The sequence below is a fragment of the Frigoribacterium sp. CFBP 13712 genome (assembly GCF_014842255.1).
GTDB lineage: Bacteria > Actinomycetota > Actinomycetes > Actinomycetales > Microbacteriaceae > Frigoribacterium.
Window position 1 is genome coordinate 371,437 of the sequence record NZ_JACYVH010000001.1, and the last position, 24,989, is coordinate 396,425.

A 24,989-nucleotide genomic window follows, 5' to 3' on the forward strand; every position below is an offset into this window, starting at 1 on the left:
GGGGGTACAGACTAACCGCGGATGAGGCGCAGCACGTCGTCGCGGACGCGGATCATCTCGGGCTCGGTGGCCGCCTCGGCGTTGAGACGCAGCAACGGCTCGGTGTTCGAGGGGCGCACGTTGAACCACCAGAAGCCGCCCTCGTCGGACGCGCCGTTCACCGTGAGACCGTCGAGCTCGTCGAAGTCGCCGACCCCCGCGTAGGCGTCGACGATGCGCGCGTAGGCGGCGGGCACGTCGGTGACCGTCGAGTTGATCTCGCCGCTCGCCGAGTACGGCGTGTAGCGGTCCGTGAGCGTCGACAGCGGCTCGCCCTGCGAACCGAACTCGGCCAGCACGTGCATGGCGGCGAGCATGCCGTTGTCGGCACCCCAGAAGTCGCGGAAGTAGTAGTGCGCCGAGTGCTCGCCGCCGAAGATCGCGCCGGTCTCGCGCATCTCGTCTTTGATCAGCGAATGCCCCACCCGGGTGCGGACCGGCGTCGCGCCCGCTGCCTCGATGGCCTCGGGCACGGCCCGCGAGGTGATGAGGTTGTGGATGACGGCGATGTCGGCGTCGGGCTCGAGGGCCCGTACGCGCGCGATCTCGCGCACCGCGACGATGGCCGCCACAGCCGACGGGGTGACCGCGTCGCCGTTCTCGTCGACGACGAAGCAGCGGTCGGCGTCGCCGTCGAAGGCGAGCCCCAGGTCGGCGCCGTGCTCGACGACGGCCTTCTGCAGGTCGACGAGGTTCGCGGGCTCGAGCGGGTTCGCCTCGTGGTTGGGGAACGTGCCGTCGAGCTCGAAGTACATCGGCACGATCTCGATCGGCAGCTCGGCGAGCCCCGCGGCGGTGCCGAGCACGGCCGGGACGGTCAGCCCGCCCATGCCGTTGCCCGCGTCGACGACGACCTTGATCGGCCGGATGGTCGACAGGTCGACGAGTCGACGGAGGTACGCGGCGTAGTCGCCCAGCGCGTCGTACTCGCGGATCCCGCCCGGCTCGGCGACGGCCTCGATGCCGCCGTCGAGATACGAGGAGGCGCGGTCGCGGATCGACGCCAGCCCGGTGTCGAGACTGATGCCCTGGGCACCCGCACGGCTCATCTTGATGCCGTTGTAGCTGGCCGGGTTGTGGCTGGCCGTGAACATCGCGGCCGGAGCCGACAGCGAACCCGAGGCGAAGTACGACTCGTCGGTCGAGCAGAGCCCGAGCGCGACGACGTCCGCGCCACGGGCGCGAGCCCCCCGGGCGAAGGCGGCGGCGAAGGCGGGCGAGGAGTCGCGCATGTCGTGGCCGACGACGAGCTCGGAGCCGGCGGCCTCGATCTCGTCGGCGAAGGCCGCACCGAAGGCCTCGACGACCTCGTCGGTCAGCTGGCTGCCGACGAGCCCCCTGACGTCGTAGGTCTTCACGAAGGCGGTGAGGTCGGGGCTCTCAGATGTCATTCCCCAAAACTACCCGGCGCAGGACCTCCCACCCCTGCGGAACCGACAACGTCGATGCGTGTCGCTCGCAGAGGTCGTATCCGTGGGGTTCGACGACGCCGCTCAGCGGGCCGACGACCACCATCTGGTCGGAGTACACGTATGTCAGGGTCGCCGCCGCCTCGCGGTGGCAGGTGACCTTGCTGCAGGGACGCGCGTTCATCGGACACGAGACTAGTGCGTACCGCCGGGGGCAGGTCCGCGCCGCGGGCTAGCATGACGGGATGGCCAGGCCACATCACGTCCGCGTCACCGATCGCTCGCGTCACCGCGACCGTCACGGACGGGGGCTCCGTTCGTCGGCGGCCGGTCCGCATCTGCCGTTCCTCCGCACGCGGGTGGACCTGTTCGACGACATCGTCGCCTCGACCGCCGACTACCTGCGCGAGCTCTGGCCCGACGAGCTCGAGGGCGTGACCTTCGAGGTGGCCGGTCTTCCGGCCGAGCCCGATCGGACCCGCGTCGAGCGCTGGCTCGTCGACCGCCAGGCCCGCCGGGTCCTCCTCTACCGTCTGCCGATCGAACGACTCGCGCCCGCGCACGAGCACCGGTCCTCGCCCGACGGCGACTGGGACCACCGGGTGCTCGTCGAAGGCCACGTGTTCCGCGCCGTGGCCGAACTGCTCGGCAAGGACCCGTGGGAGCTCGCGCCGGACCGCTGGCGCGACCAGTGAGCGACCCCGCCCCGCGTCGACCTCAGGGGTAGACGGTGACCGGCGACGACGCAGGCAGCGGCGAGACGACGGGCCACGCCGCGACCGCTCCGTCCGCTGAGAAGCTCATGCCCGCACGGAGCCCGTCGGCGCCCGTCAGCAGAACCGACTGCCCCGCTGACACCGCGAGGGTCGCGCTGCCGGTCGCCGGCACCTCCACGACCCGATCCTCGCCGTCGACGCTCACCGTCGCCGAGACGGCGTCGTCCGTCGGGTTCGCCAGGGTGAGACCCGCGCCCTCGCCCTCCGGCACCGACAGGAGGGTGCTGCCGGACAGGGCCGGCGCCGAGGCCGCCCATGACACGTCGACGGCGCCGTCGGCGGACAGCGCCGAGGTGCGGACGGCGCTCACGACCGGGACGTCCGACGTGATGGTCGCCGTGTAACGGCCGTCCGCGAGGCCGTCGATCGGCACGTCCGTCACGAGACCGGACTCGACTCGCGTGTCGAAGGACGTGCCGGTGCCGTCGTCCGAGGCGATGCGCACGGATACCAGCGCCGCCGAATCGCCCGGCGCGAAGAGACGCAGGGCGCTCTGCAGATCGCCGGCGGCCGGGTCCGCCAACGCCGCCTCGAGGGTCTCGCCCCCGCGGACGATGATCCCGGGGACGACCGAGGTCGTGCTGGGGCCCGCCGCCCCGCTGATGATGTCCACCCCGCCCGGATCGAGCGTCCGGACGATCGACTCCTGCATCGACGCGACGATCTGGCCGCCGCGGCTGGTGACGTGCACGACCGGGGAGAGGAGTCCCGTCGAGAAGCCGGAGAGCGGGATGACCCGCTGACTGCGCGGGCCCACCACGATGCCCTCGATGCCGGGGCCCTGGACGGGGCCGTTCTCGGCGGAGATCTCGAGGTCGATCGTGGAGTTGACGTCGCTCGGGTTGACTAGGGTGATCAGCGAGACGCGACCGGTCTCGGTCGACCCGCCGACCAGCCACGTCGAGCTGCTCGGCTCGGTGCACGGGGCACTGGCGAATCCGACGAGATCGTCGGAGGCGACCGCCTGGCTCTGCGCCGCCGCGACGAGGGGGAGGTCGTCTCCTGCCAGAGGCGCGGTCACGAGCAGAGGGTCGGAGCTGCTGCCGTCCGCGCCGGCGAGCGTCGTCGTCGATTCGTCGTCGGCGCTCGAGGACGTCACGACCTGCGCACTGTCGACGGCGCTCGCGGTCGTCGCCTGCTGCCCCTCGGCGTCGGAGAGCCTGAGCACGCTGCCGCCGCAGACCCGCTGCGGGTCGAGGGGCACGGGCGTGACGACCTGACCGGCCGGAGTCGCCTCGAGACTCGGCAGGGGCAGGACGGTCGCGGCGGTCACGACGGCCACGCCGACGGCGATCCCCACCACCCCCACGATGATGCGTCCGGTGGTCGAGGCGACGGATCGCTCAGTCATCTCTCTCCTCGTCGAAGGTGGTGGCGGGCTGCTCGGCTTCGGGCGTCCCGGCACGGCTGCGGCGACGACGCGGAGTCGTCGGAAGCGCCAGCAGGAGGGCCGAGCCGAGCACGAGGGCCCAGGTGACCAGGACGATCACGCCGAGCGGACCGCCGTCGGGGTGCGGCTCGCGCTGGTCGGTCGAGTCGATGTAGCGCCAGAGCAGACCGTTGCTGGTGTCGCCGACCGGCAGGAACGCCGCGTCGGCGTCGAGGGCCTCGCTCGATCGCTGGGCCAGAGCCGAGGAGTCCGGGTCGTCCGCGCCCTCGGTCAGCAGCACGAAGCCGATGCCCTGGCGCGCGAGGTCGTCGGAGGGGTCGAATCCGCTCCGGCTCACCAGGTTGCCGGCGAGGACGGTGAGGTCGTCGGTGGTCGAGGTGAGACTCTGCGCCGTCGAGTCGAGGGACGACTGGTCGTCGAGGGTCGACCCCTGCCCGTGCTCGAGCGAGACCGCCAGCGAGCCGTCGGGCTGCGGCGTCAGCACCAGGGTTCCGATCTCCGGTGACGCCTCGGCCTCCGCCGTCACGTAGGCGGACAGGATCCGACCGGTGCTCGAGCGGATGTCCGCCGCGCCCGAGAGCGAGCCGATCACCACGGGCACGGCCGCGGCGACCGCGAACACCGCCACGACGACACCCGACGCCGGCGCGATCCGGGGCAGTCGATCGAGCGTGACCGAGGCCGCGCCGATCAGACCGAGCAGGTAGAGGCTGAGCGCGCCTCCGGCCCAGATCGTCGTGCTCTCGCTGCCGACGCCGATGATCGACAGCTGCGTCGCCACCACGGCCGTGAGGTAGCCGGCCAGGGCGATGACGAGCGCGGGCACGGCACGGGTGCGCGAGCCGACGAAGGGCGAGGCGAGCGCGAGGAGCGCGAGGGGCACGAGACCCACTGCCACGATGATCGCGAGCGTCCCGCCCTGGACGCCCGACCCACCGAGGAGGGCGGTCCATCCGTTCAGACCGGTCTCGGGAGAGCCGAGCAGGAGCTGGAGGGGCGACGCGGGATCCGTCCGGGTGGGGACTCCGGGGTCGGCGAGGAGGGCCCACCACGTGCCGCGCATCGTCTGGACGATCGCCAGCGGGGCGAACAGCACCACGGCCGGCAGGGGGATCGCCAGCATGCGGTGGATCCCCCTCGGCCGGGTGGCGAGCGATCCGATCCAGAGGAGGAGCAGCGCCGGCAGGAGGACGGGTGCACCGGCCGCGACGAGCGCGAAGAGCAGCGACGCGGCCGCCCCCGAGGCCCACGAGCGCGCCGCTCCGATGAGCGCCCAGATGAAGAACGGCAGCGCCATGTGCGCGACGACCGCTCCGAGGTGCCCGGTCTGGAGTGACGAGAACAGGGGCGACGACACGGCGTAGAGCGCGGCCGCGACGGCGGGGACCCACGAACGCGTCGTGATGCGCCGGGCGACGAAGAAGGTGCCGATCGCGGAGACGGGCGCAGCGACGAGGTAGACGGCGAGCACCGACGTCGACGGAGACCAGAAGGTGGCCGTCCCGAGGAGCGCCACGACGAGGGCGAACGGGTCGGACGGGCCGACGAAGCCGGCGCCGATCTCGCGCCAGCCCCAGCCGACGGACTTCCAGAGCTCTCCGACGGTGGTGCTCAGCGGCAGGAGTCCGCCGCCGGTCATCGCGGGCTCGCGCACCAGCCGGAGGAACGCGACCACGCTGACGACGGCCGTGGCGACGACGACCCACAGTCCGCCCGATCCGATGAAGCTGGCCCTCGGGTCGGCGGAGTCCTCGCCCCGGGCGACCAGGGCGTCGCGCTCGTTCACCCGACGCTCGCGCACCTGGTTGTAGCTGGCCCGCAGGGGTTCGACGGCCGACCACGACACCGTCCTGGTCCGGTGCAGCGCCCGGCGTGCGGCGGGCACGCGCCCTCCCCCGAAGGCCACGCGCAGAGCGGTCGAGAACTCGCCGAGGACCGCACCGGGGTTCTTGGTGAGGAGGTGCCAGACGCTGCGGACGACGGCCAACGGGACGAGGCTGAGCCAGTGCAGGGGCAGTGCGGCGAGAGGTGCGTAGACGAGGCGTCGGTGGAGCTGCGCCGCCCGACGCAGCCGGGCCCGACGAGCCTGCCCGCCGTGCGACTGCCCGAAGTCCTCCGGATTGCCCGCGCTGCTGACGTGCGCGGCGGGGACGGCGACCACCCGGTGCCCGGCGAGTCTGGCGCGCACCGAGAAGTCGAGCGACGCGTCGACGTGCGGCAGACCCGGGTCGAACCCGCCGAGAGCGTCCCAGACGCTCCGCCGCACGAGCATGCCGCCCGCGGCGACGCCGAGGACGTCGTCGTGGAAGTCGTGCTGCCCCTGATCGAGCTCGTTCTCGACGAGCGGCATCGACGCCCCGTAGCGCGTCATGGTCTCGCCGAACTCGGCGATCGTGCCCGGCTCGTCCCAGCGCATCAGCTTCGGACCGGCGACCGCGACGGAGGGAGCCACCTCGACCGTCGCCATCAGACGCTCGAGCGCGTCGTGCTCCGGCGCGTTGTCGTGCCCGAGGAACCACAGCCATTCGTCGTGGGAGTCGTGCGGGGCGTCCGACGTCGGGCCCGACACGCGGACACCGTGAGCGAGGGCCTCGCCGAACGTCCGGGCCGCGGGGACGCTGGTCAGCTGGGCGGCGCCGCTCAATGACAGGCGGCCCGCCGCCGAGTCCGGTCCACCGGTGTCGACGACCACGAGGGCCTCGGGCGGTCGCGTCTGACGCGACAGACCCTCGAGGGTTCGGTCGAGGTAGGTCGCCCCACCGGGGGCGACGAGGATCGCTGTGACTCTCGGCTGCATGACCTGTGCAGCCTAGGTCGAGCCTCGCACCTCCGTCGACCGGCGCGCCGGTCCCGGCGCACCTGTGAACCACCCATGACCGGGTACGACGACGGCGTGCCGCCCGTTCGGGGAGCACGCCGTGATGTCGAGGAGGCGCGGGTCAGGCCTGCTTGCGGAGCTTCCGCCGTTCGCGCTCCGACAGACCACCCCAGATGCCGAAGCGCTCGTCGTTCTGGAGGGCGTACTCGAGGCACTGGGCCTTGACGTCGCACGAGGCGCAGATCTTCTTGGCGTCGCGGGTGCTTCCGCCCTTCTCGGGGAAGAACGCCTCGGGATCGGTCTGCGCGCAGAGCGAGTCGGCCTGCCAGGCGAGCTGGTTCTCTTCGTCGTCGACCTGGTTCTTGCGCACGCCGGGGACGCCGAGCAGGACCGGGTCGACGTGCCAGTCGTCGGGTACTCCGACACGGGTGTCGTTCATCGTCACAGCACATCTCCCCTCGTCGTCGTCGCCCCCTGAACGGCTGCGATGGGGTCAATTACACCGGTGTAATTCGGCCACGTCAAGTCAGGGCCCAATAAACCCTGAACCCCTCATCGAGGGTCAAGCGGGCCCCGGCGTGTCGGGGTACGGTTCGGCTCGTCGCGCCGGCTCAGGCGCGCGGGGCGGCGGCCCAGGCGCTCGAGACCATGTCGAGCAGACTGTGTCGCATCGTCCAGTCGAGGTCGCGGGCCGCGAGTGCGCCGTCGGCGACGATGCGATCCGGATCGCCTGCGCGCCGAGGGGCGACCTCGGGCGTGAAGTCGATGCCGGTGCCCTCGCGCATGGCGTCCATGATCTCCCGGACCGACACCCCGCCTCCCGAACCGAGGTTGTAGGCGGGCTCGACCGGCTCGCCCGCGTCGAGGCGTCGAGCGGCGGCCACGTGCGACACGGCGAGGTCGGCGACGTGCACGTAATCGCGCACGCAGGTGCCGTCGGGCGTGGCGTAGTCGTCGCCGTTGATGCGCGGCGTGCGACCCGCGGCGAGCGCGTCGAACACGAGGGGGAAGAGATTGTGCGGGCTGGCGTCGTACAGCTCGGGGTGTCCGGAGCCGACCACGTTGAAGTAGCGGAGGCTCGTGTGACGGAGTCCGGTCGCCACCGCCTGGTCGCGCAGCAGCCACTCGCCGATCAGCTTGCTCTCGCCGTACGGCGAGGCGGGGGCCTTGGGGGTGTCCTCCGTGACGAGCTCGGTGGGCGGGGTGCCGTAGACGGCGGCGCTCGACGAGAACACGATGCGATCGACGCCGTTCCCGGTCATCGCCTCGAGCAGGCGCTGCGTGCCCGTCACGTTCTGGTCGTAGGTGTGCAGCGGACGCTGGACGGACACACCGGCGTACTTGTAGCCCGCGACGTGGACGACGCCGGTGACGCCGTGGCGGGCGATCGTCTCGGAGACGAGGTCGCCATCGAGGATCGACCCCCGGACGAACGGCACCCCCTCGGGCACGAACGACTCGATGCCCGACGAGAGGTCGTCGAGCACGACCGCGTCGATCCCCGCCGACCGGAACTCGCGGACGACATGGGATCCGATGTAGCCGGCGCCGCCGGTGACCAACCAAGACATGGGGCAACTCTAGTCAGCGACGGGGGCGCCGCCGCGGCGGCTCGCTCGCACCGAGGAGGCGCGGGTCGACGGCTCAGGCGGGGGTCGCCACGTAGAGGGTCCCTCCGCCGGTGACGGCCAGCCGGACCTCGTCGGGTGTGACGAACGCGGACTCGCCGGTCGCGAGGCGGATGCTGCCGTCCTGACCCTTCACCTGCACCTCGCCCTCGGTGACGAGCATGATGCTCGGTCCGCCGATCTGCACGACCGCGCCCGCGCCTCCGGCGTCCACCCGGAGGAGGGCGAAGCCGACGCCCGTCGGGTCGAACCGCTCGACCCCGCGCGCGGTCTCGACCGGACGGAGGTACGGGACCGGCAGCGGGTCGAAGTCGAGCACCTCGAGCAGCTCGGGGACGTCGACGTGCTTCGGGGTGAGGCCGCCGCGGAGGACGTTGTCGGACGGCGCCATCAGCTCGACCCCGAGACCCCCGAGGTACGCGTGCACGTTGCCCGCCGGGAGGAAGAGCGCCTCGCCACGGGAGAGGGTCACGTGGTTGAGCAGCAGCGAGACGACGACGCCGGGATCGCCGGGGTAGCGACCGGAGAGGTCGGCGACGGTCGCGATCGAGGGCGACGGGTCGGCCACGCCCTGCGCGAGCTCGGAGACGTCCGCGACGATCCGAGCAGAGTCGTCGGAGCCGTCGAACAGCCGCGTCAGAGTCGTCTCGAGCGACGTCTCGATCATGCCGCGGAGCGTCGACAGCCGGCCGGTGCCGCCGTCGAGGGCATCGACGTCGGCGACGGTCTCGGCCAGGGTCCGGAAGCCGCAGAGCGCCTCGAACGCGTCGCTGAGAGCGACGATGATCTCGGGCTTCGGGAACGGGTCCTTGTAGTTGCGCGACGGCGAGTCGAGGGGCACGCCCGCCTCGTTCTCGGCGGCGAAGCCGGCCCTCGCCTGCTCGGGGGTCGGGTGCGCCTGGATCGACAACGGGGAATCGGCGGCGAGGACCTTCAAGAGGAACGGCAGCTCGGACCGGCCACGGCCGAGGGCGCGATCCGGCTCGGCGGCGAACCAGTCGGCCAGCGTGTCGGCCCCGCCCACGACGGCCGGGTTGACGACGACGCTCGGCGAGCCGGCGTGGGCCCCCAGCCACAGCTCCGCCTCGGGTCGCCCGGACGGTCGGCGCCCGAGCAGCGTCGAGATCGCGGTCGTCGAGCCCCATGCGTAGTCGCGGGGCGTGTTGGTGATGGCCAGGAACATGCTCTACCTGCTTGTCGAGTGGAGGGCTTAGGGCCCCTCTACAAAGACATCGGGGCCTCAACCGGGAGACGTTGGCCAAAACTACCAAGTCCGTTGCCGCGCGCGGGCGGCGTGCCTAGGCTCGCCGGGTCCCGGCGGCCAGGCCGCGCAGGGCCCCGACACAGAGCAATGGAGCACGGATGTCATCGACGACCCTCACCTCGTTCAGCACGCTGGCCAGCGACTTCTTCGGATTCGAAGACCAGCTCTCGGATCGCGAGAAGGGCGTGCTGTCCGAGCTGCGCTCGTATCTCGAGACCGAGGTCAAGCCGATCATCAACCGGCACTGGGCCGACGCCACCTTCCCGCACGAGGTCGTCAAGGGCCTGGCGGGTCTCGGCCTGTTCGGCATGCCGTGGGACGAGACCCGGCCGTTCGAGAACTCCGCCGTGTTCCGCGGCTGGGTCGCCCTCGAGCTCGCCCGGGTCGACGCCTCCGTCGCGACCTTCTGCGGGGTGCAGAACGGGTTGGCCATGGGATCGATCAGCGTCGGCGGATCCCCTGAGCAACGTGCCGAGTGGCTGCCGAAGATGGCCAGCGGCGAGGTCGTGGGCGCGTTCGGGCTGACCGAGCCCCTCTCGGGCAGCGACTCGGCTCAGGGCCTGCGCACCGTGGCCACCCGCGACGGCGACGACTGGGTCCTGAACGGCTCGAAGCGCTGGATCGGCAACGCGACCTTCAGCGACATCACGATCATCTGGGCGAAGAGCGCGGAGGACGGCCAGGTGAAGGGCTTCATCGTCCCGACCTCGACCCCGGGTTACTCGGCCACCAAGATCGAGGACAAGCAGAGCCTCCGCATCGTCCAGAACGCCGACATCACGCTCACCGACGTGCGCGTCCCCGACCGCCTGCGCCTCCAGCAGGCGACGTCGTTCCGCGACACCGCTGCCGTCCTCCGCCTCACCCGCGCCGACGTGGCCTGGGCCGCCGTCGGCAACTCGATCGGCGCCTACGAGGCGGCGCTCGCCTACGCCAACGAGCGCGTCCAGTTCGGCAAGCCGATCGCCAAGCACCAGCTCGTCCAGGATCTGCTGGTCAAGAGCATCGGCAACATCACCGCCTCGATCGCCCTGGTGGCGCGCTGCTCGCAGATGCTCGACGAGGGGGTCCAGCGCGACGAGCACGCGTCCCTCGCCAAGGCGTTCACGACGGCGAGGATGCGCGAGACCGTCGGTTACGCGCGGGAGGTGCTCGGGGGCAACGGCATCGTGCTCGACTACGACGTCGCCCGGTTCTTCGCGGACGCCGAGGCCCTCTACAGCTACGAGGGCACGCGCGAGATGAACACGCTGATCGTCGGTCGGGCGATCACCGGCCAGGCGGCCTTCGTCTGACCCCGCTCCTCCACAGGTCCACGACGGGCCGCCCCGGCCGGGGCGGCCCGTCGTCTAGCCTGGTGCCCATGACGTCGACGACCACCTCCCCGCCCGCGGTCCTGGCACCGCGTCGACAGGGCACGGTCTTCGCGACGCTGGCGTTCCTCGTCCTGTTCGGCGGCGACGTGCTCCGCAACGGCACCTCCTTCTGGGGCTGGGGCGTCGCCTGCGGGGCGATGGTCGTCGCCTCCGCGGTCGTCGTCGCCCGCAACCGGCCCGACCCCCGGCGACTCCCCCGACTGCTCGTGCTCTTCACGATCTGGGCGGTCGTCTCGATCACCTGGTCGCAGTACCCCGGCGCGTCGGCGCTCGGCATCGTCGCGACCCTGGCCACCATGCTCGGCGCCCTGGCGGTCGCCTGGTCGCTCCCCTGGCCGCTCATCGTCGCGGCGCTCGGTCGGGCCCTCCGCATCCACGTCGGTCTGTCGCTGCTCTTCGAGCTGATCGTCGCGACCCTCGTCCGACGCCCCGTCTGCCCCGTCTACCTCGACTGCACCGGCGGGGTGCCCGACGCCTTCTTCTGGTCGCGCGACGTGCTGCTCGAGGGCGGTCGCATCCAGGGGCTGCAGGGCAACAGCAACATCCTGGGCATCCTGGCCCTCCTGGCGCTCGTCGTCACCGCGTCGCAGTGGTCTGCCCGCACCATCAGCTCGCGTGCGGGCACGATCGGGGTCGCCCTCGCGATCGCCGCCCTGCTGCTCACGCGATCGGCGACCACCGCGGCGAGCGGCCTCGCCGTGGTGGCCGTGCTGGCGCTCGTGCTGCTGGTCCGCCGCACGGCGCCTCCTCGGCGTCCGCGTCTGTACCTGGCCGCCATGGCCGCCGTCGTGGTCGTGGCCGTCGTCGCCGTGCTCGCCCGCACGCCTCTGCTCGGCGCGCTGGGTCGCAGCAGCGACCTCACCGGCCGCACCGACATCTGGGCCGCGGTGCTCGACCTGGGCGCGCAGCACCCGGTCGTCGGCTGGGGCTGGGTCGGCTACTGGGTTCCCTGGGCCGCCCCGTTCACCGACCTCGCCGAGCGGAACGGCGTCGTCTACCTGCAGGCGCACGACGCCTACCTCGACGTCTGGTTCCAGCTCGGCTGGATCGGGCTCGTGCTCTTCGGCCTCGTGTGCCTCGGCGTGCTGGCGCGCTCGTGGTGGTGGGCCACCGACCGCCGTGTCCTCGGCGTCGGGCGCGAGGCCCCGTGGGCGACGCTCGACCTGCTGCCGCTGCTGCTCGTCGTCGCGCTGCTCGTGCACGGCATCGCCGAGTCACGCCTGATCGTCGAGTGGGGTTTCGCGCTGCTGGTCGTGGTCGTGGTCGCGACCCGGCGCGACGCCCACGGCTGGAGCGACCACGACCGGGTCGCCGAGCCCACCGACGCCCTCCGTCCGTGACGACGGCGCCCAGAGGCCGCCCTGCCACAATGGTCGCGTGAGGCAGACCCGAGACGAGCGCGACCCGATCCGCCGCTACGTGTCGGCCTGGATCGGGTTCTCGGCGGGCGGTCACTTCAGCCAGGCCCTCGCGGTCGCCATCGTGCTCTACGCCTTCACGACCGAGTCGGTCCGCACGCTGATGGGCTGGCCGGGCTCCGTGGCGATCCTGGCGGCCCTGGTCGTCCTGGCCGGCGTCTCGCTCTTCGGCCAGCGGCACCACATCGAGTGGCGCGGCATCCTGCCCGTGTCGCTCATCGCCCTGTTCGGGTTCATGGGCCTCAGCGTGTTCTGGAGCGAGTACACCTGGGTGACCGTAGGAGGCGCGGCGTACGCGGCCGCGTTCGGCGCCCTCGGCATCTACCTCGCGCTCGGACGGGATCTCGTCCAGGTGGTGCGCGCCGTCGGCGACGCACTGCGGATCGTGCTGGTGACCTCGCTGGCTCTCGAGGTGTTCAGCGGGCTGCTCATCGACCAGCCCATCCCCTTCCTCGGCATCCAGGGCAACCTGGCCTACGGCGGGCCCATCCAGGGCATCGCCGGCACGCGCAACTACATCGGCTACCTCGCCGCACTGGCCCTCATCACCTTCGCCGTCGAGTTCCTCACCCGGTCGGTGCCCCGTCCGCAGGCGGTCGCCTCCGGGCTGGTCGCCATGACGACCCTGCTGCTCGCCCGCTCGCCGGTCACGGCCGTGGCGGTGCTCGCTCTCGTGGTGGCCGGGCTGGCGCTCAACGCGCTGCGTCGGGCGCCCGAACGGCGTCGTCCTCTGCTGCAGGGAGCGCTGGCGACGCTCGTCGTGATCGGCGGGACACTCGCCTACGCGGGCCGTTCGCGCCTCCTCGACTCCGTCGACGCCACGGCCGACCTGTCGGTCCGCACGGCCCTCTGGGCGCGGATCCGCGAGCTGACGAGCGTCCACGACGTGACGGGGTGGGGCTTCGTGGGGCAGTGGCCCGGCGAGATCTTCCCGTTCTCGACCATCATCTCGCCGAGCGGCCGCCCGCACGCGACGGGCCTGAACGCCTTCTACGACATGGGGCTGCAGCTCGGCCTCGCCGGCGTCCTGCTCTTCGTCGTCGCCGGGACCCTCGCGTTCGTCCGGAGCTGGACCACCGCCTCCGGCCACCCGATCGTCGCCTACGTCTGGCCGGCCCTCGTGCTCGTGCTGATCGGGGTCACGGCCCTGGCGGAGAGCTACGTGCTGTTCGAGGGCTCGCTGATGCTCTTCGTGACGGTGGCCACCGTCGCCGCCCGCAAGCGGTCGTGGCGCTCCCGCCTGCCGAACTGACGACCCGGTCTGCTCGAGCGCGGGTCACTCCACGCGGCCGCCGAGGAGATCGTCGCATTCGATCATGACGTTCCAGGGACTGGGGGGCGAACGCCGCTCCGGCGCCGTCCGGATGGTCTCGACGGCGGACGGATCGATCGAGAGGCAGGCCGTCTCGGCCTGGTCCACCTGCACCGACCAGATGGGGCCTTTGTGTCGGCGGTTCTCCGTCGTGACGACGCCGCTCAACTGGACGGCGACGACGAGCACCGCCAGCAGCGGGGCGATGAGACGGACGGGGCCACGCTCGCGCCAGAGTCGTGACGCGGCCACCACCGTCACCGCCAGGAGGAACATCGAGGGGACGACCGCGTAGCGCAGCAGGACGAACGTCGGGAGCCCTTCGTCGATCGTCTGCGCGTACTCGAACTGCTCTTGGGGGTTCAGCGTCACCGCGGCCACCCAGATCCCTGCGGAGGCGGCGGCCGCTGTCACGGCGAAGACGCGCTCGCGCAGATCTCCGCGGACCACGAGGTAGACGGCGGCGGCGACCGCCACGAGCAGAGTGAGGACGAGCGGCAGGAGTCCTGCGTCCGCGACCAGGTTCTTCACGCCGTCCGTCGTCGCCGCGATCGTTCCGCCCACCGCGTTGAGCAGATACCCGATGGCGATCGAGTCGAGGCCGCTGATCGCGTTGGTGTTCTCGGTTCGAGGAGACAGCAGGGTCGCGGCGACCTGGGCACCGACGCTCAAGACGAGCGCGACGCACATCGGGCGTGCGAACGGTCGGCGCCAGGCCAGCAGCACGAGCGGCACGAAGAGGATCAGCTGGATCTCGGTCAGGCCGGCCGCGAGCATCACGACGCCGAGCAGGACGCCGCTCCGTCTCGTCCGCGGTTGGGACAGGAGCATCCACGGTGCGGCCCAGATGAAGTACCAGTGCAGGTTCGCGGTGTTGCCGAGCACCTCGATCGAGGCGCTCGGCACCAGGAAGGTGATGGACGCGACGACGACCCGGGCCACGACCCCGGGCACGACCGAGCGCGAGGTGACGTAGACGAGGGCGGTCACGAGACCGACCACGACGCAGGAGGCGGCCGACATCGCGACGGCGTACCGGTCGACCGGCAGCAGCGAGACCACGAGATCGGCGATGATCCGCGGCACGACGTGGAAGTACCCCTCGTAGACGGTCAGCAGGCCGGCGATCGGGCCGTCCGCGATGCGGTCCCCGATGAAGTTGCGACCGTCCTCGGCCCAGAGGGTGGAGCGCGCCGCGGGAGGGAGACGCAGCCACGACACCACCGTGCCGACGACGACGAGCAGCAGGGGCACGGCGATCCCCGCGATCCTGCGCGCGACCGGACCGGCCGAGGTGCCATCGTCGGCGACCATCGCCGGAGGAGCAGTTGACGACATGGATTCCCCCTGGGCGACCGAGCAGATGAGCATCCATCGTGGCATGCTGCCGGGGCACCGAGCCCCATCCGGCGTGTCGGCCGGTTGCTAGACTCGCCGTTCCGCCCCCTGTGAAAGGCCCTTCGTGACTGAACGCCGCCCCGGAGTCGTCTCCGTCGTCCTCGTGAACTTCCGCGGTGCGGACGACACCATCGCCTGCATCTCCGAGCTCAAGAAGGTCGACTGGCCGAAGGAGCGCCTCGAGATCATCGTCGTCGAGAACGGCTCGGGCGACGACAGCGCGGCCCGCATCCGCGAGGCGCACCGCGACATCATGCTCGTCAAGTCCAAGAAGAACCTCGGGTTCACGGGCGGGAGCAACCTCGGCGTGGCGAAGTCGAGCGGCGAGTTCGTCGCCTTCCTGAACAACGACGCGCGCCCCGACGCGGCCTGGGTCCGCGCGGCCGTGCAGACCTTCCACCAGGGTCGGGACATCGCCGCGGTGGCCTCGAAGGTGCTCGACTGGGAGGGCCGGAAGATCGACTTCGTCGACTCCGCCGTCTCGTGGTTCGGCATGGGTCACAAGCCGCACTACCTCGAGCCCGACGACGGCAGCCACGACGAGGCCCGAGACATCCTCTTCGGCACCGGTGCCGCCCTGTTCGTCCGGGCCGAGGTCTTCGAGCAGGTGGGCGGCTTCGACGAGCGCCTCTTCATGTTCTACGACGACGTCGACCTCGGCTGGCGGCTGAACCTGCTGGGGTGGCGCGTCCGCTACCAGCCGGCGTCCTTGGCGTACCACAAGCACCACGCCTCGATGAAGGACTACGGCGACTTCCGAGAGATGTACCTGCTCGAGCGCAACGCCCTCTACACGATCTACAAGAACCTCGACGAGGAGTCGCTCAACAGGGCCCTCCCGGCCGCGATGTCGCTCATCATCCGTCGCTCTCTCGCCCGGGGCGGAGTCGACTCCGGCGTGCTCGACCTGCGGGTGCCCGGCGACGACAGCGATCCCGACATGTCCATCCCCAAGACGAGTGCCGCCGGCGCCTTCGCCATCGACGCCTTCGTCGACGACCTCCCCTCGCTGACCGAGACCCGCCGTGAGCTGCAGGCCGGTCGACGTCGAACCGACCGCGAGCTCTCGCGACTGTTCGGGGTCACCGACACCCCGCTGGCCGACATGCCCCGCTACCTCGACGGCTACGACGCCGTGGTCGACGCGTTCGCCGTCATGGCCGGGCGACCGTCCTCCCTCGAGGCGTCGACGGACGACCCCTCCGCCACGGCCTCGAACCGACGACGCATCCTCATCGTCACCGGCGACTCCTTCGGCAAGAAGATGGCCGGGCCGGCGATCCGGGTCTGGAACATGGCTCTGCTGCTCTCGAAGGAGCACGACGTCCGCGTCGTCAGCCTCACCACGGCCGAGACGATGGAGGCTCCCTTCGACATCGAGGTCGTGTCGCCGCACTTCCCGGCCGCCATGGCCCGTCACGAGGACTGGGCGGACGTCATCGTCGTCCAGGGCTACGCGCTCCAGCAGTTCGAGGTGCTCGAGAGCACGCAGAAGGTGCTCGTCGTCGACATCTACGACCCGATGCACCTCGAGCAGCTCGAACAGGGACGGGAGAAGGACCTCGACGAGTGGGACGACCAGATCCTGGGTGCCGCCGACTCGCTGAACAAGCAGATCGGCCTCGGCGACTTCTTCCTCTGCGCGTCCGAGCGCCAGAGGCTCTTCTGGCTCGGGCAGATGGCCGCCATGGGCCGCATCAACGCCCACAACTACAGCCGTGACGAGTCGCTCAACTCGCTGCTCGCCATCGCGCCGTTCGGTCTGCCCGACAGCGAGCCCGTGCACACGCGACGCGCTCTCCGGGGCGTCGTCCCCGGCATCGGCGAGGACGACAAGATCGTCGTCTGGGCCGGTGGTCTCTACAACTGGTTCGACCCGAAGACCCTGGTGCGAGCGGTCGCCGATCTCGCGACGCGACGCGACGACGTCCGGCTGTTCTTCATGGGGACGAAGCATCCCAACCCCGACGTCCCCGAGATGGCCATCGTCGCCGAGACCCGAGATCTCGCCCGCCAGCTGGGCGTGCTCGACAAGAACGTCTTCCTGAACGACTCGTGGGTCGACTACGAGGACCGCCAGAACTACCTGCTCGAAGCGGACGCCGGGGTCTCGACGCACTTCACGCACGTCGAGACCACCTTCTCGTTCCGCACGCGGATCCTGGACTACCTCTGGACGGGTCTGCCCATCGTCAGCACGCGCGGCGACAGCTTCGGCGACCTCGTGGAGAGCAGCGGGCTCGGCGTCGCCGTCCCCGAGCTCGACGTCGACGCCCTGTCGGCCGCTCTCGAGTCGATGCTCTACGACGACGAGGCGAGAGCGTCGGCCAAGCGCGAGATCGCCGCCGTGCGGAAGCAGTTCGTGTGGGAGAACGCTCTCGCGCCCCTCCTCGAGTTCTGCCGTCAGCCCGTACGTGCCGCCGACAAGACGCCGCGATCGAGCGCGCCCATGCCGGGGGCCCCCGGCCCTGGCCGGCGATCGGCTCGCAGCCTGATCACCGTGCGACCGCCTCGTCGTCACGGTCTCGCGCACGACGCCGAGCGGGCGCTGTTCTACCTCCGCCACGGCGGCGTCAACGCGGTCTACACCCGGGTGCGACGCCGTCTGATCAAGCCCCGCTGAGAAGACGACGGGCCCGCCAGCCCCTCGGGGGCGGGCAGGCCCGTCCGGTTTCCGGTCAGGATCGACGGACGCCGACCGGGACGACCGCCGACGTGCCGGTCGACGTGGACGAGCGGTACGACATCGTCACCGACCAGTCTCCGGCCGCGCGGTCCGCGGTGCTGACCGAGACCGAACCGCAGTACGTCGCCGTCGCATCGCCTCGAGCCGTCGACGTCGCCCGCACGACCTCACCACCCGATCTGGCCTCGAGGGTGCACACCCCTCCGGTCTCGACGACGCCGTCGACGATCCCCGCCGCGGTCAGCGTCTCGGTCGCAGCGTCCCATCGGGCCGTCGGCACGGTCACCGTGACGGTGGTGAGATCCTGATCGTCCACCGAGTCGTCGGGCGCGGCGGTCGGACGGGCCGAGGGCGCCGCCTGGGGTTCGGGGACCACGGGCGCGGAACCCGGCGACGTCGCATCGTCGTCGGACTGCGCAGGAGGCGTCTCCGGCTGCGGAGCCGAAGCCGACGGAGCCGGAGCCGTCGCCGTGCGCGACGGTGCGGGTGTCGCCGTCGCCGTCGCCGTCGGGCTGGGTGCCTCCGACGTGGGCACAGGCCCCGCCGCATCGTCCGTGGTCGGACGCAGCACGTACAGGGCGACTCCTGCGGCGACGACGATCACCGCGCCTCCTGCGATGGCAGCCACCAGTCGTGGTCTCCTCACGAGACGACCACGGTCTTGCACGAGCCGATGGCGATGTTCTTCCCGACGCCCACGTTGATCCCGTAGGCGCACACCTGGCGCGTGCCGGGCGCGACGCCGGAGATGCTCGCCGAGTAGCCGTGAGCTGCCCCGTAGCCCGGGTAGGCGCCGGCGACGTCGGGGCGCGAACCAGTGGCGGGTGTCGCGAGGACCGGCTTGCCGTCGATGTAGAGATGCACGGTGATGGAGGAGGCCGTGTCGGGGTCGAGCGCCCACCCGGATGCCTTCACGACGCCCTTCTGCGGACTCGTGGTCGAGTCGAGCCGGCCGACGGGAGAGCCCGACGGCACGCTGACCGTCTTGCAGCCGAGGAGGGCGTTGCTGCCCCGACCGACGTTGATCCCGTAGACGCAGACGCGACGATCACCGGGCTTCAGGCCCGTCAGCGTGGTCGAGTAGCCGTGTGCGGCCCCGTAGCCGGGGACCGAGGACACGATGTCCGCGCGCGCGCCGTTCGCCGGGACCGACGTCACCGCCCGACCGTCGACGTAGGCGTGGACGCGGATGGGCGCCGTCGTGTTCGGGTCGATCGCCCAGCCGGCCAACGAGACGGTGCCGGGGCCCGTCGCGCGCACCGAGTCGACGCTGCCCCGCGGCTGCGTCGGCGTCGTGACGGAGCGGCAGCCGAGGAGACTGTTCTTCCCGACCGACACGTTGATCCCGTAGGCGCACACCTGGTGGGTGCCCGCGGAGAGCCCCGTGAGCGTGGCGGCGTACCCGTGTCGGGCACCCCACTCGGGGTAGGCGCGGGCGATGTCCGGTCGATTGCGATCGGCGCGGACGCTCGTCGTCGCCCGCCCGTCGACGTACAGGTGGACGGAGATCGGCGCAGCGGTGTCCGGGTCGGCCGCCCAGCCGGACACTCGAGCCACCCCGAGCCCGTCGAGGGAGGCCGCGTCGAGGGCGCCGCGCGGGTCGACCCTGCCGATGGGGCTGCCGAACCAGTCGCTGAAGAGTCGCCAGAAGTTGCGGTTGCCGTAGGCGGAGCACGAGTCGCCCGTGCCGTACAGGTTCTTCAGAGCCGCCGCGTTGGGCTGATAGGGCGTGTAGTAGTAAAGAGCCGCTGTCGCCTTGTTCTGGATCGTCACCCGGGAGCTGCCGCAGGAGGGGGCGTTGGCCTGGTACGAGACCGACACCGTGCCCCCGACGGGGAACCACGTGAAGAAGTCCGAGGCCACGGAGTAGTTCTTGAACTGACGCGCAGCCGAGTAGATCTGCCGGTCGAGACCCGCGAAGGCGGGGTCGCACGCGGCCGTGTCGGGGCAGCCGTAGCCGAGCGCCCGGTCGAGGGTCGACCGGCTCGGCGACCTCGACGTCGTGATGAGCGACTGCTCCTTCTCGAGGGTCACCAGGAGCACCTTGGGGTTGATGCCGCATGCCGCGGCGACCCGCGAGAGGACGTCCGCGAACCGCACGGACCTGCCACCCGTGTAGGCACGGCACACGTTGTCGGCCACACGGTTCTGCGAATCGACCCTGACGTGCTTCAGACAGGTGGCCCCCGTGCACGACGCGCTGCCCCGTGCCTGGAGGAAGGTCTGCACCTGATCGCCGGTCATCGACGACGCATCGTAGAAGTTCTGATCGCTGATGATGAAGCCGGGGTTGAAGTCCGAGCCCGTGGCGGCCTCCGCCCGAGGGGCCGTCGTCCCGTCGGCCACGACGGCGACCGTCGCCAGCAGCATCGACGCCGCGACGACCGCCACGACCCTGGTCAGCGCTCGTCGCGGTCGTGCCCGCCTGGAATCGGTGAACATAGGCGTATCCCCTGATCGGTCGACGCCGCCGGACCCAGCGCGGGAGTGCCCCTGAGGTCCGAGCGCCTGATCGCTCTGATATTCTCGGGCCGGATGCTGGTCCAGACGTCATGTGTTGTGCAGCGATCATAACCTCGACCGTCGTCGGGTCGCGACCCATAAGTTCGGTGAAAGGCGACGCATGATCTCCGTCGATGTCGTCGTCGTGAACTGGAACGGCTCGGCCGTCCTGGGCGACTGCCTCCGGTCCCTGCTGGTCTCGGCCGACCGCTCGAGCCGCGCCGTGACGATCACGGTCGTCGACAACGGCTCGGTCGACGACTCCGTGGTGCTCGCCCGCGCTGTCGCTCCGACGGCGGCGATCGTGCGTTCGCAGGTCAATCTCGGCTTCGCGGGCGGCGTGGCGCTCGGGATCGACTCCACGACCGGCGAGGCGATCGTCCTCGTGAACAACGACGCCACGGTCGACCCCGACTTCATCGAGCGGATCGTCGACGCCCTCGACCGCGGCGGTCCGCGGCGCGGCGCCGTGACCGGGCACATCGTGCTCGCCGGAAGCGAGGACGACCGCGGCGTGCCGCTCGTCAACTCCACGGGCTCCGAGGTCGGGCCCACCGGCAACGGGCGCGACCGGGGCTACCTCGAGAGGGACGACGCGCCTCCTGCACCTCCTGAGGTGTTCGGCTTCTGCGGCGGCGCCGCCGCCCTCCGTCGGAGTGCTCTCGACGAGGTCGGGAACTTCGACCCCACGCTGTTCCTGTATTACGAGGACACCGAGTTGAGCTGGCGCCTGCGACGACACGGATACGACGTCGGCTACGCCCATGACGCGGTCGTGACGCATCGACACGCCTTCAGCAGCGGGCTCGACAGCCCCGTCTTCACGTTCTACAACACGCGCAACCGGCTGGTCGTCGCCACCCGCCACGCTCCGGCCCGGGTGGCCTCCGCAGCCTGGGCGTCCGCCCTGGTGAGGATGGCCCGTCTCGCGACGAACCCTGCGGGACGGCGCACGCTGGGGCCGGTCGCTCGAGGCACGCTCGGCGCGCTACGGGCGCTCCCCCGCGATCTGGCGACGCGCCGACGACTGCGTCGTACGACGACGCTGACCTCCGCCGAGATCCGCGCGCTGATCACACGCTGACGGAGACGCCGGAGCATCACTGCGAGCGCATGAACTCCTCGTACTCGGCGGAGACGGGCTTGGCCTCGCCGACCCTGACGAGCTTGCCGCGGTCGAGCCAGGCGACGTGGTCGCACATGTTGCGGATGTTGGCCATCGAGTGGGTGACGAGGATGACCGTGCGACCACCGTCGCGGAGCTCTTCGAACTTCTTCGCGCTCTTGCGCTGGAAGGCCGAGTCGCCGACCGCGAGCACCTCGTCGACGACGAGGATGTCGGGACGGACGGTGATCGCGATCGAGAACCCGAGCCGGACGTACATGCCCGACGAGTAGTTCTTGACCGGCTGGTCGATGAAGTCGCCCACCTCGGAGAAATCGATGATCTCGTCGAGCCGTGCGGAGATCTGCTTGCGGCTCAGCCCGAGGATCGACCCGTTGAGGTAGATGTTCTCGCGCCCCGACAGCTCGGGGTGGAAGCCGCTGCCGACCTCGAGCATCGCGGCGAGACGCCCCGTCGAGGAGATCGTGCCGCGGTCGGGGTAGAGGATCTTCGCCAGGGTCTTGAGCAGCGTGGACTTGCCCGAGCCGTTGCGACCGATCAAGCCGAAGGTCGACCCCTGGGGGACGGTGAAGCTGACGTCGCGCACTGCCCAGAAGTCCTCATGGACGGAACGACCCCGCATGGCGACGGACTTGAGCGAGCGGTTGCTCTCTTTGAACAGGCGGAACTTCTTCGAGACGTGGTCGACGACCACTGCGGGTTCGGTCACAGCATTTCCGCCAGCTTCTTCTCGTTGGCCTTGAAGACCAGGATTCCCACGACCGCGAACACGATGGTCCAGGCGAGGCACCAGAGCGTGTCGCTCATGTCGGGCAGACGGTTGTCGTACAGCAGCTGCCGGAAGACGCTGATGAAGCGTTCGAGCGGGTTCAGCTCGTAGATCTGCAGCAGCGTGATGTCGCCGACGATCGGCCCGAAGTTGGCGGACCGGTCGGCGACGTAGCTCACCGGGTAGACGACGGGGCTCAGGTACATCAGCAGTCGGAGCGCGATGCCGATGATGTGCTGCATGTCCTGGAAGTAGACGTTGACCACGGCGAGGATGAGCCCGATGCCCGTCGACATGATCACCAGCAGCACCATGAAGACGACGACGAGGGGCAGGAACGGCAGCACGAAGGCGCCGGCCACCAGGACGGCCGCGGCGAGGATCAGCATCTCGATCGACCAGTTGAACGCCGCCGAGAACGAGGCGGCGAGCACGAGGTTCGTCCGCGGGAAGTAGACCTTCTTCACGAGAGCCGTGTTGGCCCAGATGGCGCCCATGCCGCCGTTCACCGCGTTCTGGAAGAACTGGAAGGGCAGCAGCCCGCAGAGCAGCCAGAGCGCGAAGACGTCGAGTCCGCTGGGATCACCGGGGCCCGGGTCGCTTCGGAAGATGATGCCGAAGACGATCGTGTAGACGAGCATGGAGGCGAGCGGGTTGAGAAGCGACCAGAGCTGTCCGAGAACAGTGCGCTTGTATCGTCCCGTGATCTCTCTCATGGTGAGATTCAGCAGGAGTTCCCGGGACGCCCAGAGTTCTCGGAAGTACGTCATGCAACAGCTTTCTGCCAGGTGGCGACAGAGACTCGTCGCCGATGCTCCTGGTCTAGACTCGAAAGATCGACACGTCATCATACTCGAACGCCTCTCGGCACTCGACCAGCACACCGAGGGTCCTCCTCGATGCGACGTCGATGCCCGATTCGCTCGGCGGCGTCGGCCGCTACATCGTCTCGCTCGTCCGTGAGGTCGCCTCGCGGGGCGTCGTCGAGCTGATCGTCGTCGTCAGCCCCGGTGCGGAGGCCGAGCTGCTCCGTGCGGCCCCGGGTGCGCGCATCGTCGCGGCACCCGCCCTCACATCGTCGACCCTCGGTCGCTTCGTCTGGGAGCAGACGGGCCTCCCCCGCCTGGCCGACAGACTGGGCGCCGACGTCATCCACTCGCCGCACTACACGATGCCTCTGGCCACACGTCGGGCCCGCGTCGTCACATTGCACGACGCGACGTTCTTCAGCTCACCCGAGTGGCACATCCCGTCGAAGGCGCGGTTCTTCCGAGCATGGACACGACTGACGGCGCGTCTCGCCGACACGGTCGTGACACCCAGTCGGGCCACCGCCGAGGGGGTGCGCGAGGCCCTGGGGCGCCCGCTCCGCCGTGTCGTCGTCGCTCCTCTCGGAGTCGACGGGGGGATCTTCCATCCCCCCACCGCCGCCGACCGCCAGGCCCTGGCAGACGCCGTGCCCGACCTCCCTGCGACCTGGATCGCCTTCCTCGGGACACTCGAGCCCCGCAAGAACACGGCGGCGCTGATCCGCGCGGCGAGACGGGTCGCCCGAGAGCGCCGGGCCGCCGGTCTGAGCGCGCCCGCCCTGCTGCTGGCGGGCGCACCGGGGTGGGATGCCACGGTCGACGACGCGGTACGCGACGCGGCGGACGATCTCGACGTGCGCCTCCTCGGCTACCTGCCCCTCGAAGCCCTCGCCGCGTTCCTCGGCGACGCCGACTGCGTGGCCTACCCCAGCCTCGGCGAGGGCTTCGGTCTGCCGGTGCTCGAGGCGATGTCGTGCGCCGCGGTGGTCGTGACCACGACGCGCCTGTCGCTGCCCGAGGTGGGCGGCGACTGCGTCCTGTACAGCGACGTCGACGACGCGTCGCTCGCCGCTACACTCGTCACGGCCCTGTCCCCCGCGAGCGACGACCTGCGCCCTCGTGCCCGAGAGCGTGCCGAGACCTTCGACTGGGCGTCCTGCGCCGAAGCCCACGAGCGCGCCTGGACGGGTGCGGCGACGAGAGGACACCGATGAGCCCCGACGGACGCATCCTCATCGTCACGGTCACCTACGACTCGGGCGGGCATCTCGAGAAGTTCCTGGCCTCCGTGCCCGCGGCCACGACGCGGGCGTACACGGTCGTCGTCGTCGACAACGGCTCGTCCGACGGCGCCCCCCGCGCCGCGGCCCTCGCCGACCCCGACCTCTCGTTGCTCGAGCTCGACGAGAACGTCGGCTACGGCAGCGCCATCAACGCCGCTGCCCGGGATCTCGACGCCGACGTCGACTGGATCCTGATCGCGAACCCGGACACCGAGCTGGCACCCGGCTCGGTGGACGCACTCGTCGAGGAGGGCATGCGGGACGCCCGCATCGGCGCGCTCGGCCCGGCGATCACCGACGAGGCGGGCGTGCCCTACCCGTCGGCCCGACGGTTCCCCTCGATCGTCTCGGGAACAGGCCACGCGCTCTTCGCCCGCATCTGGAAGAACAACCCCTGGAGCACCGCCTACCTGATGGCGGGGGTCGAGGGCGGCTCGCGCGACGTCGACTGGCTGAGCGGCGCGTGCCTGCTCGTCCGCCGCGAGGCGTACGTCGACGTCTCGGGCTTCGACGAGGGCTACTTCATGTACTTCGAAGACGTCGACCTCTCGCTCCGGCTCCACCGGGCGGGCTGGCTCAGGCGCTTCGTCCCGTCGGCCTCGATCGTCCACGTCGGCGCGCACTCGACGTCGGGTCGGCGGGCGGCCATGGTCAAGGCGCATCACGTCTCGGCCGGGCGGTTCGTCGACACCCTCTATCCCGGTCCTCTCGCCGCCCCGCTCCGGCTCGTGGTCCACGTCGGCCTGCGTGTGCGGGCGGCGCTGCTCGCGAGACACGGGGCCCCCTGACCCGACGGGCTGCACGACGACCCCTGGGTAAGATCGAGTCGACGTCGCGGCCCTCGACATTCACAGACGGAGCAATCATCAACGAACGCACGAGCCCCCTACCCGCTCTTCGAGACCGTGCCACCGCCGGTCTGCGGAGTCTCGCTCAGACGCCCAAGGCGGCCCCCGTCCGGCGCGAGCTCTGGGCGAGACGCATCG

20 protein-coding genes are annotated in these 24,989 nt (G+C 70.8%); 8 read left to right on the forward strand and 12 right to left on the reverse strand.

Features of this window, described 5'->3' with window-relative positions:
- Positions 1 to 11 precede the first annotated feature (11 nt).
- Both IFT51_RS01680 and IFT51_RS01685 read right to left on the reverse strand, forming a co-directional pair.
- Positions 12 to 1,430, reverse strand: coding sequence for a phosphomannomutase/phosphoglucomutase (locus IFT51_RS01680; RefSeq protein WP_192058470.1), 1,419 nt, complete (start codon positions 1,428 to 1,430; stop codon positions 12 to 14).
- The gene (locus IFT51_RS01685) at positions 1,420 to 1,632 is read right to left on the reverse strand and encodes a DUF3499 family protein (RefSeq protein ID WP_192058472.1); all 213 of its coding nucleotides are present in this window, start codon (positions 1,630 to 1,632) and stop codon (positions 1,420 to 1,422) included. Before IFT51_RS01685 ends, IFT51_RS01680 begins: the two co-directional genes overlap by 11 nt.
- A 61-nt stretch (positions 1,633 to 1,693) precedes the next feature.
- On the opposite strand from IFT51_RS01685, the gene IFT51_RS01690 reads away from it, so the two are divergent.
- Positions 1,694 to 2,143, forward strand: a complete 450-nt coding sequence (locus IFT51_RS01690) for a metallopeptidase family protein (RefSeq protein WP_192058474.1) — start codon at positions 1,694 to 1,696, stop codon at positions 2,141 to 2,143.
- 22 nt (positions 2,144 to 2,165) lie between these two features.
- Here the strand turns inward: IFT51_RS01690 and IFT51_RS01695 are convergent, their stop codons facing one another.
- The 5 genes from IFT51_RS01695 to manA form a co-directional block, all read right to left on the reverse strand.
- Positions 2,166 to 3,575, reverse strand: a complete 1,410-nt coding sequence (locus tag IFT51_RS01695) for a DUF5719 family protein (protein ID WP_192058477.1) — start codon at positions 3,573 to 3,575, stop codon at positions 2,166 to 2,168.
- On the reverse strand, positions 3,568 to 6,411 hold the full coding sequence (locus IFT51_RS01700; RefSeq protein ID WP_192058480.1) for a glycosyltransferase family 2 protein: 2,844 nt from the start codon (positions 6,409 to 6,411) through the stop codon (positions 3,568 to 3,570). Before IFT51_RS01700 ends, IFT51_RS01695 begins: the two co-directional genes overlap by 8 nt.
- 142 nt (positions 6,412 to 6,553) lie before the next feature.
- The gene (locus IFT51_RS01705; protein WP_192058482.1) at positions 6,554 to 6,871 is read right to left on the reverse strand and encodes a WhiB family transcriptional regulator; all 318 of its coding nucleotides are present in this window, start codon (positions 6,869 to 6,871) and stop codon (positions 6,554 to 6,556) included.
- 172 nt (positions 6,872 to 7,043) lie between these two features.
- Entirely contained in the window at positions 7,044 to 8,003 is a 960-nt protein-coding gene (galE, locus tag IFT51_RS01710) for a UDP-glucose 4-epimerase GalE (RefSeq protein ID WP_192058485.1), read from the reverse strand.
- A 73-nt stretch (positions 8,004 to 8,076) separates the two neighbouring features.
- Entirely contained in the window at positions 8,077 to 9,243 is a 1,167-nt protein-coding gene (manA, locus tag IFT51_RS01715) for a mannose-6-phosphate isomerase, class I (protein WP_192058487.1), read from the reverse strand.
- A 179-nt stretch (positions 9,244 to 9,422) separates the two neighbouring features.
- Here manA and IFT51_RS01720 point away from each other — a divergent pair, with 179 nt between their 5' ends.
- The 3 genes from IFT51_RS01720 to IFT51_RS01730 all read left to right on the forward strand — a co-directional run bounded on the left by IFT51_RS01720 (position 9,423) and on the right by IFT51_RS01730 (position 13,370).
- Positions 9,423 to 10,619 carry an acyl-CoA dehydrogenase family protein gene (locus IFT51_RS01720; RefSeq protein WP_192058489.1) on the forward strand — a complete coding sequence of 399 codons (1,197 nt, stop codon included), beginning with the start codon at positions 9,423 to 9,425 and terminating at the stop codon, positions 10,617 to 10,619.
- 68 nt (positions 10,620 to 10,687) lie between these two features.
- Positions 10,688 to 12,040: an O-antigen ligase gene (locus tag IFT51_RS01725; RefSeq protein ID WP_192058491.1), complete on the forward strand. Its 1,353-nt coding sequence runs from the start codon at positions 10,688 to 10,690 to the stop codon at positions 12,038 to 12,040.
- 37 nt (positions 12,041 to 12,077) lie between these two features.
- Positions 12,078 to 13,370 (forward strand): exopolysaccharide production protein, encoded by a 1,293-nt coding sequence (locus IFT51_RS01730; protein ID WP_192058493.1) that lies wholly within the window; start codon positions 12,078 to 12,080, stop codon positions 13,368 to 13,370.
- Between the two features lie 24 nt (positions 13,371 to 13,394).
- On the opposite strand, the gene IFT51_RS01735 is transcribed toward IFT51_RS01730, so the two are convergent.
- Positions 13,395 to 14,768, reverse strand: coding sequence for a hypothetical protein (locus IFT51_RS01735; RefSeq protein WP_192058495.1), 1,374 nt, complete (start codon positions 14,766 to 14,768; stop codon positions 13,395 to 13,397).
- A gap of 124 nt (positions 14,769 to 14,892) precedes the next feature.
- Between IFT51_RS01735 and IFT51_RS15470 the strand changes: the two genes are divergently transcribed.
- Positions 14,893 to 17,451: a glycosyltransferase gene (locus IFT51_RS15470; protein ID WP_192058496.1), complete on the forward strand. Its 2,559-nt coding sequence runs from the start codon at positions 14,893 to 14,895 to the stop codon at positions 17,449 to 17,451.
- A gap of 55 nt (positions 17,452 to 17,506) precedes the next feature.
- Here the strand turns inward: IFT51_RS15470 and IFT51_RS01745 are convergent, their stop codons facing one another.
- Together IFT51_RS01745 and IFT51_RS01750 are read right to left on the reverse strand one after the other, a co-directional pair.
- Positions 17,507 to 18,142: a hypothetical protein gene (locus IFT51_RS01745; RefSeq protein WP_192058498.1), complete on the reverse strand. Its 636-nt coding sequence runs from the start codon at positions 18,140 to 18,142 to the stop codon at positions 17,507 to 17,509.
- A 14-nt stretch (positions 18,143 to 18,156) separates the two neighbouring features.
- Complete coding sequence (locus IFT51_RS01750; RefSeq protein WP_192058501.1) at positions 18,157 to 19,956, reverse strand: hypothetical protein; 1,800 nt, start codon at positions 19,954 to 19,956, stop codon at positions 18,157 to 18,159.
- Positions 19,957 to 20,137: 181 nt separating this feature from the next.
- Between IFT51_RS01750 and IFT51_RS01755 the strand changes: the two genes are divergently transcribed.
- Positions 20,138 to 21,100, forward strand: a complete 963-nt coding sequence (locus IFT51_RS01755) for a glycosyltransferase family 2 protein (protein WP_192058503.1) — start codon at positions 20,138 to 20,140, stop codon at positions 21,098 to 21,100.
- Positions 21,101 to 21,116: 16 nt separating this feature from the next.
- Here IFT51_RS01755 and IFT51_RS01760 read toward each other — a convergent pair whose 3' ends face one another.
- Positions 21,117 to 21,851 (reverse strand): ABC transporter ATP-binding protein, encoded by a 735-nt coding sequence (locus IFT51_RS01760; protein WP_243213575.1) that lies wholly within the window; start codon positions 21,849 to 21,851, stop codon positions 21,117 to 21,119.
- Entirely contained in the window at positions 21,848 to 22,681 is an 834-nt protein-coding gene (locus IFT51_RS01765) for an ABC transporter permease (protein ID WP_192058505.1), read from the reverse strand. The genes IFT51_RS01760 and IFT51_RS01765 overlap by 4 nt, the downstream gene beginning before the upstream one ends.
- Before the next feature lie 140 nt (positions 22,682 to 22,821).
- Between IFT51_RS01765 and IFT51_RS01770 the strand changes: the two genes are divergently transcribed.
- Together IFT51_RS01770 and IFT51_RS01775 are read left to right on the forward strand one after the other, a co-directional pair.
- Complete coding sequence (locus IFT51_RS01770; RefSeq protein ID WP_192058508.1) at positions 22,822 to 23,934, forward strand: glycosyltransferase family 1 protein; 1,113 nt, start codon at positions 22,822 to 22,824, stop codon at positions 23,932 to 23,934.
- The gene (locus IFT51_RS01775; protein WP_192058510.1) at positions 23,931 to 24,791 is read left to right on the forward strand and encodes a glycosyltransferase family 2 protein; all 861 of its coding nucleotides are present in this window, start codon (positions 23,931 to 23,933) and stop codon (positions 24,789 to 24,791) included. Before IFT51_RS01770 ends, IFT51_RS01775 begins: the two co-directional genes overlap by 4 nt.
- Positions 24,792 to 24,989: the final 198 nt, after the last annotated feature.

What these genes read in the sequence shown, in the direction of transcription:
- IFT51_RS01735 (WP_192058495.1), bottom strand. Translation starts at nt 14,768, where the DNA reads ATGTCGTCAACTGCTCCTCCGGCGATGGTCGCCGACGATGGCACCTCG.
- galE (WP_192058485.1), bottom strand. Translation starts at nt 8,003, where the DNA reads ATGTCTTGGTTGGTCACCGGCGGCGCCGGCTACATCGGATCCCATGTC.
- IFT51_RS01685 (WP_192058472.1), bottom strand. Translation starts at nt 1,632, where the DNA reads ATGAACGCGCGTCCCTGCAGCAAGGTCACCTGCCACCGCGAGGCGGCG.
- IFT51_RS01705 (WP_192058482.1), bottom strand. Translation starts at nt 6,871, where the DNA reads ATGAACGACACCCGTGTCGGAGTACCCGACGACTGGCACGTCGACCCG.
- IFT51_RS01695 (WP_192058477.1), bottom strand. Translation starts at nt 3,575, where the DNA reads ATGACTGAGCGATCCGTCGCCTCGACCACCGGACGCATCATCGTGGGG.
- IFT51_RS01700 (WP_192058480.1), bottom strand. Translation starts at nt 6,411, where the DNA reads ATGCAGCCGAGAGTCACAGCGATCCTCGTCGCCCCCGGTGGGGCGACC.
- IFT51_RS01725 (WP_192058491.1), top strand. Translation starts at nt 10,688, where the DNA reads ATGACGTCGACGACCACCTCCCCGCCCGCGGTCCTGGCACCGCGTCGA.
- manA (WP_192058487.1), bottom strand. Translation starts at nt 9,243, where the DNA reads ATGTTCCTGGCCATCACCAACACGCCCCGCGACTACGCATGGGGCTCG.
- IFT51_RS01680 (WP_192058470.1), bottom strand. Translation starts at nt 1,430, where the DNA reads ATGACATCTGAGAGCCCCGACCTCACCGCCTTCGTGAAGACCTACGAC.
- IFT51_RS01765 (WP_192058505.1), bottom strand. Translation starts at nt 22,681, where the DNA reads ATGACGTACTTCCGAGAACTCTGGGCGTCCCGGGAACTCCTGCTGAAT.
- IFT51_RS01755 (WP_192058503.1), top strand. Translation starts at nt 20,138, where the DNA reads ATGATCTCCGTCGATGTCGTCGTCGTGAACTGGAACGGCTCGGCCGTC.
- IFT51_RS01750 (WP_192058501.1), bottom strand. Translation starts at nt 19,956, where the DNA reads ATGTTCACCGATTCCAGGCGGGCACGACCGCGACGAGCGCTGACCAGG.
- IFT51_RS01775 (WP_192058510.1), top strand. Translation starts at nt 23,931, where the DNA reads ATGAGCCCCGACGGACGCATCCTCATCGTCACGGTCACCTACGACTCG.
- IFT51_RS01720 (WP_192058489.1), top strand. Translation starts at nt 9,423, where the DNA reads ATGTCATCGACGACCCTCACCTCGTTCAGCACGCTGGCCAGCGACTTC.
- IFT51_RS01770 (WP_192058508.1), top strand. Translation starts at nt 22,822, where the DNA reads ATGCCCGATTCGCTCGGCGGCGTCGGCCGCTACATCGTCTCGCTCGTC.
- IFT51_RS01690 (WP_192058474.1), top strand. Translation starts at nt 1,694, where the DNA reads ATGGCCAGGCCACATCACGTCCGCGTCACCGATCGCTCGCGTCACCGC.